Here is a 14,014-nt window from a genome sequence, read left to right on the forward strand (position 1 = left end):
GGAAGGTTTATGTCTTATTATCGGTTATATATTTTTGTTCTTGAGCACCGATAGTCTAGTTTAAGTCTTACACTTCATCTGGATCAATTGTAAACTTCAGATTATTGGTGGTTATCGGTGTTGTTAGGTTGCTTTTTGAGCATCTTGATGTTGTGGGAAATTGATGAAAGTTTTAGTTACTGGTAGTTCTGGTTTTGTTGGAAGACGCGTCACACAAATGGCCTGTAATCAGGGCTGGGATGTTTTGACACATGGTAGAACAGCAGATCTTTCTCGGCAACCATCGATTGTTTGTGCATTAGAGTCGAATACCGATTGGTCGTCAGCTCTTATGGACGTTGACTGTGTGGTGCATTGTGCTGCCAGAGTGCACCAAATGAATGAATCTCCCGAAGAAGCGCAACATGCTTATCAGGATGCGAATGTACTTGGTACACTCAATTTGGCGCGTCAGGCTGTCAACGCGGGTGTGAAACGATTTATTTTTATCAGTTCCATTAAGGTCAACGGTGAATGGACAAAAAACGGGCAACCTTTTTTGCCGACATTCGATGCGCAACCAGAAGACCCTTATGGAGTGAGCAAATATCAGGCAGAAGTCGGATTATGGCAATTAGCCGATGAGACAGGGCTGGAAGTTGTTGTGATTCGTCCGCCACTGGTTTACGGTCCGGGAGTCAAAGCGAATTTCTTGTCGATGATGAACTGGGTTTCTCGGTCCTTACCTCTGCCATTCGGCGCGATTCCGGCCAAAAGGAGTCTGGTCTATCTGGATAATCTGGCTGATCTCATTATCACGTGTTGTACCCATCCGGTTGCTGCGGGAAACACATTTCTTGTTTCCGATGATCATGATATCTCAATTCCCCAGCTCTTACGCCTTTTAGCGAAAGTGATGAATGTGCCGTCTCGTTTGATACCAGTCCCCCCCCGGTTGCTATTATGGGGACTGTCGCTATTGGGTAAACGGGCGATTGGCCAGAGGTTATGTTATCCTCTGCAACTTGATATTCGTGCAACAAAAGAGAAGTTGGGTTGGTCCCCGCCAGTCTCACTGGAGGATGGTCTCAGACACACGGTTCTGGCATATCAACAGCAGAAAGAGCAACAATGATTAGATTACTGGATTTTGTTTTTGCATTACTGGGGCTTGTGACTTTGTGGCCGGTGATGTTGTGTGTTTGTATTTTGGGATATTTTGATACAAAGAGCCCCATTTTTACCCAAACCCGGGTCGGCCGGCGGCAAAAGCCATTTACCTTGATTAAGTTCAGAACGATGCCACCGAGTACTCAGTCTGTTGCGACACATCTGGTCGGTGCGACTTCTGTGACAAAATTGGGGGCATTTTTAAGAAAAACCAAAATCGACGAGTTACCGCAACTGATCAATGTACTGAAAGGCGAGATGAGTTTAGTCGGGCCAAGACCTTGTTTGTTTAATCAGGAAGAGTTGATAGAAGCAAGAGAAAAACGGGGCGTTTTTGACGTGCTTCCCGGTATTACCGGATTGGCGCAAGTGAATGAGGTTGATATGTCTACGCCTGAGCTGCTTGCTGAATTGGACCAGAAAATGGTTCAGACCATGACCATTCGCAACTATTTCGTTTATATTTTCCAGACCCTAGTGGGTAAAGGTTCAGGCGATCGGGTTAAGTAAGTACTTACTTAACCCGGTGTGTGCTTGCTTAAATTTTGATACAACCCCATTCGGGATAGTGCTTGCGAATGTAAGCGTTAAGATCTTTATCGGCCTGCGTATAAAACCGTATATCTTCTGTGGATTGGGGAGAGACGTTTTCGACCATTCCCGCTCCCACTGTGGCATTATTATGTCGGTCGATGATAATAAATGAACCCGTTTGAGGAAGAAGTTGGTATTTATCGATGGCGATACCCGTCGTCAACTTCACTGTTGCTAATGCAATCTCGTTGAGCTCCATAGATTCACTGTTTTCTGCGTGTTGTTCCAATGTGTTGACATCGATTTTATATGGGATTCCAGAGATTTTTCCTGTACAGGATTTGGTGGTAAATTTGAATATATATTCCTTATGAGTTCTCAGTGGTGTCTCACTCATCCACACGACATTGGCATTAAACTGTTTTGTAATTGCAGGTCCATGGCCCGTATGCACCAACATATCACCACGGGAAATATCAATTTCATCTTCAAGAGTTAATGTTAATGCTTGCCCTGGTCGCGCTGATTCTAATTCCCCGTCATATGTGTAAATTGATTTAATCCTAGAGGTTTTTCCAGATGGCAGAGTTGTGATTTCATCTCCAACTTGTAACAGTCCTGATGCTAGTGTGCCACAAAATCCTCGAAAATTGAGATTAGCTCGATTTACATACTGAACTGGAAAGCGCATATGCTCCAAATCTTTATCTTGATCGATTTTTACCGTTTCCAATAACTTCATCAATGTTGCCCCGGGGTACCAGTCCATGTTTTGGCTGGGGACGACTACATTATCTCCAAGTAATGCAGAAATTGGGACAAAGCGGACATCATCAATGTTGAGGTGCTTAGCCATATCTCGATAATCAGTTTTTATTCTTTTATAAACCTCTTGATTATAGTCTATTAAGTCCATTTTATTTATAGCAACAATAACATGTTTAATACCTAATAAACTGCATATATAACTGTGGCGACGAGTTTGGGTCTGAATGCCATGACGAGCATCTACCATGACAATTGCAAGAGCACATGTCGATGCGCCTGTAACCATATTACGCGTATATTGCTCATGTCCAGGTGTGTCTGCGATGATAAATTTACGTTTATCGGTCGAAAAGTAACGATAAGCAACATCAATGGTGATGCCTTGTTCCCTTTCTGACTGGAGTCCATCAACCAGAAGTGCTAAATCAAATGATTGATCTGTTGTATTAAATTTCTGTGAATCTTTTTCAATGGCAGCCATCTGATCTTCATAGATAAGCTTACTGTCGTATAGCAGTCGGCCAATTAATGTCGATTTGCCGTCGTCGACATTACCACAAGTCAAAAAGCGTAACATGTCTTTGTTTTCGTGAACTTTAAGATAAGCTTCAATATCTTTTTCAATCAATTCCGATGAGTGCGCCATCGTCTCTTCCTCTTTATCAAACTATTCAGCAATAGTTTTGATTCAATTCTGTTGGTAATAATGGGTAAGCACATCGATAAAGTGCATTTTCTCATCCAGAGGAAGCGCATTAATTCCAGCAGCAGCCTTCCTTCCTCCTCCTGTGGCAAATTGACAGCATACCTCATCAGCCCCCATCCGGTTTCTCAATGGCGCTCGAACACTGACAGTATAATTTTTTTGGTTTTCATTGAGAGTCAGTACCGCATGGGCCAGTTTTGGCGACTGGTTAGTTAGCTCATTGCTGAAAACACCACTGATACGGCGGGCCCAAGCTTCACTCGGTAGTTCAAATACTCGACAAACCATATTTTCTGCGACTGGTGTTATACCTGTAATTTTGGAATTATCGTATGCATAGCCCTTTTGTAACTGATAATAGGGGGATTTGGGATCTTCCCTAAGCATGAACGGATCCGGATAATTTAGTAACTGCTGGAAAAGCTTTGTTGGGGGAATATGCAAATCATCAAGACTTGCACCATAACTGTTATAGTTGATGAGTGTTCCCAGTTCACAAAGATAATTCGTGTCTTCTTGATTTAAACCTGCGTTTTCCGCGATGGATTGTGCACGTTGATGAAGATTATCCCCAAAAGTGGCTGCAATAGCCCACGTGACGAATTGACCATTTAACCTTTGATTGATGAGTAGACTGGTACAGACCTCGGAATCAAGATTAATGAGTGTTTCTAAGTATGGTGATTGAGGTATTTCACCACAGCGGTGATGGTCGCAATAAAATACGTTTATTCCCTGATTGAGTAACTTTTGTAATGGCGCGGTGTTTTTTTCCATGGATATATCAAGTGCTGTTACGGATGTTGCATCACCAGCTGTCACAACATGATTGAGTAACTTGATATCTCTTTTTACGCCAGTAATTAACTGACTTTGCTTAGGGGTTGCAAGGCGTAGTTGTAGCAGGGCGATAATGCCGTCGGCATCCCCGTTAAATATGTCATAATGCATTATTACTCTCCTTCGAGGTAACCGAGTTGTTGCAGCTTTTCGATAATTTCCTCAGCACAGGCTTCAATTGATTTTTTTTCTGTTTTGATATGAATTTCTGGATGAAGCGGTGGCTGGTACTCAGAATCGATACCCGTAAAGTTTTTGATAACACCAGTACGAGCTTTTTTGTAGAGGCTTTTCGGATCTCTGGCTTCACAGACTGTCAGTGGGGTATCAATGTAAATTTCCAGAAATTGTGTTTCTGGAAACAGTGCTCTGACTTGTTGGCGCTCTGTGGCAAATGGAGAAATAAATGCGGTCAGTACAATCAAGCCTGAGTCAACAAACAATCTTGCTACTTCACCAATACGACGGATGTTTTCTACCCGATCAGTATCGTTAAAACTTAAATCTTTGTTCAGTCCGTGGCGTATATTATCGCCATCGAGCAGGTAACTATGCTTTCCTTGCTGAAACAAGCGTACTTCTACTGCATTTGCAATGCTTGACTTCCCTGAACCACTTAATCCGGTAAACCATAGTACGACAGGCTTTTGATTTTTCTGCTTAATGCGATCCGATTGTGTTATCGATGAACAATGCCACACGACATTATGATATACATCATGTTGCTCTTGATGTTTACCAGAAGAACTCATCAGAAGTATCCTTCACGTTTTTTCTTTTCCATTGAGCCTGAGCTGTCATGATCAATAGCTCTCCCTTGCCTTTCTGAAGTCGTTGTTAAAAGCATCTCCTGAATAATATCAGGAAGCGTGGTTGCTTTGGATTCGATCGCTCCAGTGAGGGGGTAGCAGCCTAATGTTCTGAAGCGTACCATTTTTTCTTCTATTACTTCTCCTTCCTTTAACGCCATACGTTCATCATCAACCATAATTAACATGCCATCCCGTTCAACGACCGGCCGTTTTTGCGCGAAATAAAGACTGGGAATTTCAATTTGTTCCAGATATATATATTGCCAGATATCTAGTTCTGTCCAATTCGATAAGGGAAATACACGAATACTCTCCCCTTTATTTATCCGGCCGTTGTAGATATTCCACAATTCTGGGCGCTGGTTTTTCGGATCCCAATGGTGGTGTTCATCCCGAAATGAATAGACACGTTCTTTCGCTCTGGATTTTTCTTCGTCGCGTCGGGCTCCTCCAAACGCGGCATCGAAGTTGTATTTATCGAGTGCCTGTTTTAATCCTTGGGTTTTCATGATGTCGGTATGCTTCGAGCTCCCGTGGATAAAAGGGTTGATTTTGATGGCTAACCCTTCAGGATTTTGATGGACAATCAATTTCATGCCAAGTTTATTTGCCATGTAGTCACGGAACTGGATCATTTCCTTAAATTTCCATGTTGTATCAACATGCATCAGAGGGAAAGGCGGAACCGCTGGGGAAAATGCTTTCTGGGCAAGATGCAGCATGACGGAAGAGTCTTTACCGACGGAATACAGCATTACAGGATTATCAAATTCAGCTGCGACTTCTCGCATGATATGTATTGATTCAGCTTCTAGCTGTTTCAAATGGGTCATACGTTCAGGAGAAAGTGTCATTTCTATGTCCCTTGATAAAATGAATAGGCATAACTACAAATAAAAAATTGTAATACATCCGATGACAACAACGCCATACATGAGACTGACCGGCAAGCCCATACGAACAAAATCGACGAGCCGGTATTGCCCGGCACTGTAAACCATAAGGTTCGTTTGATAGCTGTAAGGACTGATAAAACTAGCACTAGCGCCAAAAGCAACTGCCAAGATGTATGCTTTGGGGTCAACGCCCATGTTGGTTGCAAGACCATATGCTATTGGAAAGCTCAAAGCTGCTGCAGCATTGTTCGTTATTAATTCTGTTAAAATCCAAGTGATTCCATAGATTAGCAGTAATCCGATGAAAGGGGTAAAAATCGAGTGGTGCTTTTGTACCCACAAACCTAATTCGAGAAAATCAGCGGACTGGCTGATTGTCTGAGAAAGAAGGATAGCTGTTGCAATAATCAGCCAGATGTTTTTGGGGAATCTCTGTATGATTTCGTTTGGATTCAAGCATCCACAGAAAAGTAACAAACTCAGGAAGATAAGCAAGCTTTTGAATAAAGAAACGATACCAATTGCAGCGAGAGTGATAGCTGTAATAAATCCAATAATTGTTAATTTCTCTTGCTTTCCATGCAAGTACTGTTCGGTTGTTACACCACTTACCTGATAGAAATTCTTACTAATATTCCGACGCGACTTGAAGTCATCGCCAATTGCTAGAATTAGATAATCCCCAGAGTGAAGTGAGACATCACCTAACTTTCCTGAGAGTTTCTCACCGTCTCTGCGAATGCCAACAACTGCGGCATCAAATAAGGCTCTAAACCCAACTTCCTTCAGGTTTTGTCCAACTAATATACTATCCGGACGGATAATGACTTCAGTTAAATTATCCAACGGTAGACCATTCTGGTCGGCAAAGGAGCTAAGACCATCAAATTGTGTCAGTTGAGTGACTTTTTTAATATCACCACTAAATATAAGACGGTCTCCAGATTCAATGATTTCATGTGGAGCGACTGGTGAGATCAGTCTGTTTCTCCGTAGAATCTCTACTAAAAATAGTGACTCCAAATTGCGTAATCCATTTTTCTCAATGGATTTTCCGATGAGGTGGGAATCCGGATGAACAGAAATATCAATAAAATAGTCTGACGCTATGGTGTGATAGGCCGCTTTTTCGGGGAGCCAGCGAGAACATAACAACAGGGTGAAGCCACATGATAAAACGAGAACACTGCTTACCAGTGTAAAATCAAAGAAACCTAGCCCGGGGAGACCTTGATCGATAACCATACTATTTACAATTAAGTTAGTTGAAGTGCCAATCAGGGTGAGAGTTCCGCCTAGAATTGCTGAATATGACAATGGAATTAACAGTTTGCTAGCCATGTGATGAGGGTTATTACGAATCGGAGACAGCATCGTTGACACGACTGCAGTGTTATTGAGAAATGCTGAAGAAATCGTTGTAACTACATATAATCTAAACCAAGTGACGTAATACCCAGGTTTGATGACATAATTTGCGATAACTCTAAGTATCTTGGTCTTTTCCAAAGCAAGGGAACAGAGTATTAAGAGGATTAGAGTTAGTAGGCCTGGATTAGCAAAGCTGGCGATGACTTGCTCACTGGAAACCAAATTGCTTGTATATAAGAACAGAAGTAACGCACCAAAAACTCGCTCAGGATATAATTGGTAGCGGATTAAGCCAAGGATGGTCAGAAAAAATGCTATCAATACTATGGTCGAACTATTTATGAGTAACATGGTTTCTGAGTCTTCATCGGAGTGAACTCTGTTGAGAGTTCTATCGTATCTATCAATGTGAATTCATTTCAACCAAACAGAAATGAGATAAACATATTATCTATATATCAGTTAGTTATATACTGAGACCTTTCGTTTGTCTACCTACTATCAATTCTGTTGAGGTGGAAAAATAAACATTTTCTTTCATTAAGATGATAAATCTCGTAATAGTCTATCTTATCCAACCTCAAACTGAAATTTTTTTGATTAAGGTTACATTACTCTGTAATCGATCGTGTAAACCAAGGTGAGCGAGCATCGGTCATGTTGTAAAGCTCGTACTGCCGATTGAGTTTTTGTCCCCCGTCTCGCATCAGTGGTAACCAAGAAATATTGGCACGATTGACACTTGGCTTAATTGTCATCAGGTCGAGTGGAATCGAAATATAAACGCCTTTGGTAAAGCTCCCTTCTCCATATTCTGACGCTGATAGGTTGGTTTTCGCGGCAAATACGCCGGCAATGACACCACTATCAAACTGTTTTGAGAAATCAACCGTAACCCCTTTATCTTCGGTGAGGTACTGACCCGCGCTGATCTTGAGTAAAGTATTATTGAAGAGCGACCAAAATTTCGGTTGCCAGTAAAGTGTCGCGTGGCCGGTAAACGTCCCCGTTTGAACACGGTAGTAACGGGAGGTTTGCGGATCAAAGTGTCTTTCGTCTTTATAAAGACCCAACACACTATCCGGATCGCGCTGTTTGACATAATTCCCGTCGATACCGAAAGCCCAATTTCTATTAAGCGGACGATAGATGATTTCACCACCGGCGCCGGCAAACATCGATTCCAGATAACCGCCATAGGCTTGTCCGTAGATGTTATCTCCATAATGATCAAGGTACGTGAGTTGAAGACTGTCCATACGGAAAGTGTGATCATAATATTGGCGTGCCAGCGTTCTGACCCTTTTTAAATCAGTCCCATCAGGCGGCACGGTGTACTTATATTGATCATAGTTATCCGTGATATTGCCGTATAAACTGCTGGAGAGAATGAAATGCTGTCCCATCCGATAGCTACTATTGGCTTTTACCCCAATGGCATAGAGGTAGAAATTCTCAGACCCGCCGAAAGATTGTTGTAAGGCCGGGGTGAAACCAAATTGCCAGCTTTTGGCACTTTGGGCCTTCAATTCCCCGGAGATAACAGAGGGCTCACCCGTTGTTTTCGCATCATCAAAATCAGCCCCGGGATAATCATTCTTGGCGACGCGCTCAAATGCATAAGCGTTGATTTGTGTTTCTGTGAGAGGTTGCCCATTCGCCGTCTCAACTATTTTATAGGTATCGGCATCGAGACCAGTGTTGGCGAGCAGTAATGCAGCACGTTCTTCTGCCTCTTTTTTATGGCGATATTTTTGCTGAGTCCCGGTGAGTGTCACGGTCTTGCTCTCTTGATCTTGCCGGAATGATACTTGTTGGTAACCTGCAATTTTTTGCATATCAGCGACGAGTTGTTGCCATTGTTCTTCTGACAGCGTGCTTTTCTTCGGTTGCGGGTGGTAATCCGGACGAGGTTCATCAATCCAGACGGGTCTCAGGCTAGCAAGGTTGGTATTGAGTGAGATACCGGCGGTGAACGTGTTACCCCGTTCATAGCTCAGCCTTAAACGCGCCCAATCCGTGAGTGAATACACCAGACCGACGTTCCACGGTGTGGAAACATGCATGGGTTTCTTGCCCTGAGTAACGGGGAAATCACTTTGATAGTCATTCCCGTCATATTCCAGTTTTAAGACCAGTGGTTCGAACGGGGTCTGATACTCGATCCCACCATAGACTGAAGTACATCCGGTAAACATATTTCCAAGAGAAATACTGCCAGCGGAGCTCTGATAGCCGGTGCTTCTGCCGCAGTCGGAAGAGGTCTGGTGATCACCGGAGAGGTTTCCCCGGTTACCGATATAACCCCAACCAATACCAAGGGTAAAATCGAGTGGGCCGAACTGTTTGTTGGCCACGATAAACTCACCGTCAAAGAGTCCCGTACCACCAATATCTCTAAATCCGACAGAAATTTGGGGCAGCCAAAAATTTTCATCCACAAGGCTCAGTTTTACATCGGCTGATTTGTCGGTATATTTTGTATCACCACTAAAGGATGCATCGTTGCTATAAAGCAAATCATGGATCTGGGTGTAGCGGATAGTCGTTTCCAGCCAAGGGAATAACTGTAGAGACAAAGAGTAGTATATATAGTCATCATTGTTGGTGGCATTCAGTTCAAGTGCTCCTTCGGGCATCATTCTGCCACTCGGCATCTGAATTAATCCCACACCGCCAAAATCGGATTGGGAGTGGGTTAGTGATGGTGGGCTAAACTCGTCTGAATAGGCGTTTAGCGAATTCAGGCCAAAGACAATCGTCGCTATCGTCATGGATGCATAGGGTGGCCAGTTTAAAGCACCGGATAAATGTTTCATCATGGCAATCTGTTTCTTAGTAGCTCGACAACAAGGTCGTTAGGATTTTGGAGGCGATCATTTGGATAAATGACAGGGAGTTCTTCTACCGGAAGAGGGACATAAACAATCGCCCCCGGGGCGATTTCTGAAAAAGAGTAGTTCCAGTATCCCGTCTGGTGTTGTTCGACCTTACCATCGGGTTGGATCACCGTGACTTTCGAAATGGTGTTATCAAATAGCCCGGCTGTTTGCGCATAGCTTCCCGCATCCAGACGAGGCTGCCACGTTTGTTTTCCCGGTTTTGTAACGCCACCTAAAACCAGCACATCTTTAGGCGTGTATTTTAGCGTCATGAGCCAGTTACCGGTCAGTTTAGGATTCAGTGGCAGACTGAGGCGGGTTGCATCTGGATCAATCGTGTGAAAAATTCGCTTCGCATAGTGTAGTGATTCGAGTGAGTTTCTGAGCTGTGACCAATAGAACCAAGAACCATGATATCGTTTACTGGCAATGGCTTGCTGCTTTGCGATGACGCCGAAAACTTGTTGTTTTAACTTTAATTCGACATTGATGTCATATATGCCGGATGTGAACCAGTCGATCTTACGCCTATCTGCGTCCGTTTTATTCAGCGCCTGTAATACAACCTCATCGAGCCGAGGGCGATGATTGTAGGTGAGATGGCGTTGTGGTGATGATTCAAAATGAATCTCTACATCAGTCGATGATGCAGCAAATGAAACGGATCCCACGCCAGTGCTGATGCATAAGGTTAAATAAACGATGACTTTCCATGACTTCATCCGCGATTGTCTCCCACATAACGCTTGCCGAGAGAAAGGGTTAATCTTTCTGACCCCGGAAAAATGTACTGCTCACTTGCAATCACTTCACCCGATTGGGGATTGAGCCAATAGTGATTCTGATATTGTTGTTTTATCTGTGGAATCTCGACCTGTTCAATAACATGAAGCAGGGCTTGAGTTCCATTGGGCAAGTGCTTGTTTTCTATATCTTCTAGCGTAAATGTAGATAGCGCCTGATAATGGGTGTGATATCCAGGAGACCAAGTTATTTTGTATTTCCAAGAATGAGGAGTTGTGTCTTTCTGGAGCCCCAGTACCAGTGGATCAATATTTGCTGACTCAAGGTGAATGAGGTTGCCCTCTTTTAAATTGACGGTTTTAATCACCCGACCTGCTTGTGTCACCAACATTTCTCGGTTTGCTGACAGCCACTTTAAATTGGCCGGATGCTCTGGTGAATTGGTTGGTTCTGCCCATGTGAGTATCATCAGGGCTAATGGGTTTTCTCCCATCCTGACATATAAACTTGCGTAAGGCAGTTCCTCAACTTTGTCTGGTGAAATGGCATGATTATCCGGTCCCCAAAAAGCCGACTGAATCGTCTCAGACAAGTCCTGAGCATTTTGGGAGCATCCGCCAATTAATAAGAGCAATGGTATGAAAAATAAGTAACAGTAATGAGAAAAACGAAAAAATTTTGTCATAGAGGCATAATTAAACGAAATAAACAACAACCGCCCAAGACGGCTGTTGTTTTTATTACATTAACAAACAATCAATAACTACTGTTACTGAGCTGAAGTCACTGTTGTTGTTGCAGTGGTGTCATTGGAAGCACTAACCGCGACAGCTGTCGCTGCAACGATCGCTGCAGTTGCTGCTGCAATAGTTGCGCTTATTCCACCAACGGCTGCACCAGTCGCTGCCGCAACACTACCAGCGGCACCAGCACCAGCACCAGCGGCACCTGCGCCTGCAGCACCGGCTCCGCCAGTCCCCCCTGCACTACCGGAAACAACTCCGGCAGCCGGGCCAGCATATGCAATACCACTGAAAGCAAACATTGCCAGTAAAGTAATTGCAGTTTTTTTCATATTTATCTCCTAGGAAATAACGTTAACATCGATGTTGCTCACAAAATAAACAAGAGCTTATTAAACATAATACATTTTTGAAGGTTATGTAAACATGCTGTGTGAAATTATTGACTTATATGAAGTTGTTATAAAAAATTCATAATTTTTTCTTGAGAGATTTAACAATGCATCCGGTTGTATTATATCGTCTTTAAATAAACTTGATTGCGAGTCTCGTTATCCATTTATCTGATTGTTTTATAATGTTTTCCAGTGTATGCATATATTTATGTGCATTGATGAAGTTGGGATTTCAAATTTGATTTTATTCTCGAATCAAAATAAATCCAGACGAATTTTTAGGTGGCTTTTATTTATATTTATATTATTGTAACTATAAGTGCATAAAAGATATCTATTTTTATGGGATTTTTGTGGTGAGACGTGTGGTGCGAAGGCAGAAGTGAATTTTATATACAAATCGTATCATTCATCATTTGCCAAATTGAACTTTCTCTACTAATACTATGAAATACAGGTAAAAAATATCTGGTCTTTTCCCAGATAGTTCTTGGTTTTTTATTTATATGATTACCTTTTTGTTGTGTCTAATCGATGAGAATCTCAGATATATATATGGCATGTTGAGATTTTTAAACTATGATTTTTATGAAAATTTTTTAATGTTGATTTCGTTAAAATAAATTATAGAACCGGCGTACAGTATATTTTTTTGCGAACTTGATACAGACAACGTGTTTTGATCACAAGGATGAGCTCTGAGCATGCTTTCTGGGAAGCTGACCCAAGGGCGGTAGCGTGCTTGATGACCCCTTTTTCTTCTAATTAGCGTCAGTTTATTGTGGTGTGAGTACAATCTTGGCTAAAAATATAATTCTAAGATTTTTTTCATTTTATCTTATTGGTTTTCCGTTGCTTTTTCCTTTGAAAATTGAAGCCGCGCCTTGGTTATCCATGGATGATGCCTATCTTAAGTCTGATCTACAGATGCTGGCGGATGCCGGTCTTATCTCTGTACCTATCAATTCCTACCCAATACGCTGGTCTCGCCTTGATACCGATCTACAGCTGATGCATATGATTCAGCTCCCCGCACCGCTTGAGCAAGCCTATCAACATCTAAGCTATGCATTAAATCAAGACACCTTAGGGAATAGCAGAAAGCATGTCTCTATGGGGTATGCTCACGCGCCTCGGGACGACAGGAGTTTTGCTGCGCCGCTAACGACACACTGGCAGGTGAAATCGAGTTATGAGCTTGTAGAGAGTGAATATGCTTTTCGTGTCGCAGCCAACTATCAACGTTCACCGGATAAGTTCGGTCGTGAAGATACCGACTATGGGTTTGATGATAGTTATATCGCCGTCAATTGGGGAAATCTGGGCGCAACTTTTGGCAGTCTGCAACATTGGTGGGGGCCGACTTCGATTTACAATTTGGCTTGGGGGCATACGCGTCGCACTGTGCCCGGTTTTAGCCTGGCTTATGATGGCTATGACTGGCCGATACTCGGTAGCTGGCATGTTGAAAGTTTCTGGGGGTTTAATGAGACGCCAAACCGGAATGATAAGCAGTGGTCGAATCGGTTTGAGTTTAGTCCTGCCAATCGCTTGAATATTGGTTTGGTTTATCAGAAGTGGTTTGATAAACCCGACTGGGATGGATATTTGACGGGCTCAGTTCAACCACAGGATGGTGAACAGGAGCAATATAGTGTCGATATCCGTCTGAGTTTACCTGTCTTGAATGTGGGAACCGTCTTGACTCAGAGTATTTATGCGCAGGGAGCCAGTTTAGTCAATGACCGATCACTGGGGTCCTTGATCATTGGCTGGCAAAGCCAGTTTGATCTTGGTGGACAGTCGTTGCGTTGGGTTGCCGAGGTCAAGCGGTTAACTGATGAAGCCAAGCAACAGTGGCAAAACATGTTGTCTGATCGTAAGACAATGGTTGGGCAACATGACTACCAGTCAATCAGTGGGATGGATGGCGGAGAAGCAAAATCATTGAAACTACTCTGGATCACGCCTGATAGCTGGGAATGGACATTGCAAGGACAGAGTTATCAGCAGACAGATGATGAAACACTGAAAAAATTAACGGCCTATGTGCGTCTGCCGCTGGCAAATAGTCGCCTGACATTAGGCTCTGATTTCATGCCTGATACAAAAAATAATCAAACCGATAAATGGAATTACTGGGTTAACTGGGATTTTCGTTTTTAATCGATTCA

12 protein-coding genes are annotated in these 14,014 nt (G+C 42.9%); 3 read left to right on the forward strand and 9 right to left on the reverse strand.

Annotated elements, in window-relative coordinates; all coding sequences use genetic code 11:
- The first annotated feature begins 163 nt into the window (after positions 1 to 163).
- Both OCV37_RS00880 and OCV37_RS00885 read left to right on the forward strand, forming a co-directional pair.
- On the forward strand, positions 164 to 1,114 hold the full coding sequence (locus OCV37_RS00880) for an NAD-dependent epimerase/dehydratase family protein (protein WP_038178831.1): 951 nt from the start codon (positions 164 to 166) through the stop codon (positions 1,112 to 1,114).
- A complete protein-coding gene (locus OCV37_RS00885; RefSeq protein ID WP_038178829.1) occupies positions 1,111 to 1,659 on the forward strand; it encodes a sugar transferase in 549 nt (182 codons plus the stop codon). Before OCV37_RS00880 ends, OCV37_RS00885 begins: the two co-directional genes overlap by 4 nt.
- Before the next feature lie 28 nt (positions 1,660 to 1,687).
- Here OCV37_RS00885 and cysN read toward each other — a convergent pair whose 3' ends face one another.
- The 9 genes from cysN to OCV37_RS00930 all read right to left on the reverse strand — a co-directional run bounded on the left by cysN (position 1,688) and on the right by OCV37_RS00930 (position 11,777).
- A complete protein-coding gene (gene cysN, locus OCV37_RS00890; RefSeq protein WP_038178827.1) occupies positions 1,688 to 3,097 on the reverse strand; it encodes a sulfate adenylyltransferase subunit CysN in 1,410 nt (469 codons plus the stop codon).
- A gap of 42 nt (positions 3,098 to 3,139) precedes the next feature.
- Positions 3,140 to 4,108, reverse strand: a complete 969-nt coding sequence (locus tag OCV37_RS00895; protein WP_038178826.1) for a hypothetical protein — start codon at positions 4,106 to 4,108, stop codon at positions 3,140 to 3,142.
- Positions 4,109 to 4,110: 2 nt separating this feature from the next.
- A complete protein-coding gene (gene cysC / locus OCV37_RS00900) occupies positions 4,111 to 4,749 on the reverse strand; it encodes an adenylyl-sulfate kinase (RefSeq protein ID WP_038178825.1) in 639 nt (212 codons plus the stop codon).
- Positions 4,749 to 5,663 carry a sulfate adenylyltransferase subunit CysD gene (gene cysD, locus OCV37_RS00905; protein WP_038178824.1) on the reverse strand — a complete coding sequence of 305 codons (915 nt, stop codon included), beginning with the start codon at positions 5,661 to 5,663 and terminating at the stop codon, positions 4,749 to 4,751. Before cysD ends, cysC begins: the two co-directional genes overlap by 1 nt.
- Before the next feature lie 33 nt (positions 5,664 to 5,696).
- The gene (locus OCV37_RS00910) at positions 5,697 to 7,427 is read right to left on the reverse strand and encodes an SLC13 family permease (protein ID WP_038178823.1); all 1,731 of its coding nucleotides are present in this window, start codon (positions 7,425 to 7,427) and stop codon (positions 5,697 to 5,699) included.
- Between the two features lie 260 nt (positions 7,428 to 7,687).
- On the reverse strand, positions 7,688 to 9,850 hold the full coding sequence (locus OCV37_RS00915; protein WP_390902284.1) for a YjbH domain-containing protein: 2,163 nt from the start codon (positions 9,848 to 9,850) through the stop codon (positions 7,688 to 7,690).
- A gap of 44 nt (positions 9,851 to 9,894) precedes the next feature.
- Positions 9,895 to 10,680: a capsule biosynthesis GfcC family protein gene (locus tag OCV37_RS00920; RefSeq protein ID WP_038178821.1), complete on the reverse strand. Its 786-nt coding sequence runs from the start codon at positions 10,678 to 10,680 to the stop codon at positions 9,895 to 9,897.
- On the reverse strand, positions 10,677 to 11,294 hold the full coding sequence (locus OCV37_RS00925; protein WP_245609104.1) for a YjbF family lipoprotein: 618 nt from the start codon (positions 11,292 to 11,294) through the stop codon (positions 10,677 to 10,679). Before OCV37_RS00925 ends, OCV37_RS00920 begins: the two co-directional genes overlap by 4 nt.
- Positions 11,295 to 11,471: 177 nt before the next feature.
- Entirely contained in the window at positions 11,472 to 11,777 is a 306-nt protein-coding gene (locus OCV37_RS00930) for a hypothetical protein (RefSeq protein WP_038178820.1), read from the reverse strand.
- 927 nt (positions 11,778 to 12,704) lie between these two features.
- Between OCV37_RS00930 and OCV37_RS00935 the strand changes: the two genes are divergently transcribed.
- A complete protein-coding gene (locus OCV37_RS00935) occupies positions 12,705 to 14,006 on the forward strand; it encodes a capsule assembly Wzi family protein (protein ID WP_169739349.1) in 1,302 nt (433 codons plus the stop codon).
- The last annotated feature ends 8 nt before the right edge of the window (positions 14,007 to 14,014 follow it).

The sequence above is a fragment of the Vibrio rhizosphaerae genome (assembly GCF_024347095.1).
Classification (GTDB): Bacteria; Pseudomonadota; Gammaproteobacteria; order Enterobacterales; family Vibrionaceae; genus Vibrio; species Vibrio rhizosphaerae.

Bases quoted from the DNA above. Each gene is read 5' to 3' on its own strand.
- OCV37_RS00880 (WP_038178831.1), top strand. From the start codon at position 164: ATGAAAGTTTTAGTTACTGGTAGTTCTGGTTTTGTTGGAAGACGCGTC.
- OCV37_RS00885 (WP_038178829.1), top strand. From the start codon at position 1,111: ATGATTAGATTACTGGATTTTGTTTTTGCATTACTGGGGCTTGTGACT.
- cysN (WP_038178827.1), bottom strand. From the start codon at position 3,097: ATGGCGCACTCATCGGAATTGATTGAAAAAGATATTGAAGCTTATCTT.
- OCV37_RS00895 (WP_038178826.1), bottom strand. From the start codon at position 4,108: ATGCATTATGACATATTTAACGGGGATGCCGACGGCATTATCGCCCTG.
- cysC (WP_038178825.1), bottom strand. From the start codon at position 4,749: ATGAGTTCTTCTGGTAAACATCAAGAGCAACATGATGTATATCATAAT.
- cysD (WP_038178824.1), bottom strand. From the start codon at position 5,663: ATGACACTTTCTCCTGAACGTATGACCCATTTGAAACAGCTAGAAGCT.
- OCV37_RS00910 (WP_038178823.1), bottom strand. From the start codon at position 7,427: ATGTTACTCATAAATAGTTCGACCATAGTATTGATAGCATTTTTTCTG.
- OCV37_RS00915 (WP_390902284.1), bottom strand. From the start codon at position 9,850: ATGACGATAGCGACGATTGTCTTTGGCCTGAATTCGCTAAACGCCTAT.
- OCV37_RS00920 (WP_038178821.1), bottom strand. From the start codon at position 10,680: ATGAAGTCATGGAAAGTCATCGTTTATTTAACCTTATGCATCAGCACT.
- OCV37_RS00930 (WP_038178820.1), bottom strand. From the start codon at position 11,777: ATGAAAAAAACTGCAATTACTTTACTGGCAATGTTTGCTTTCAGTGGT.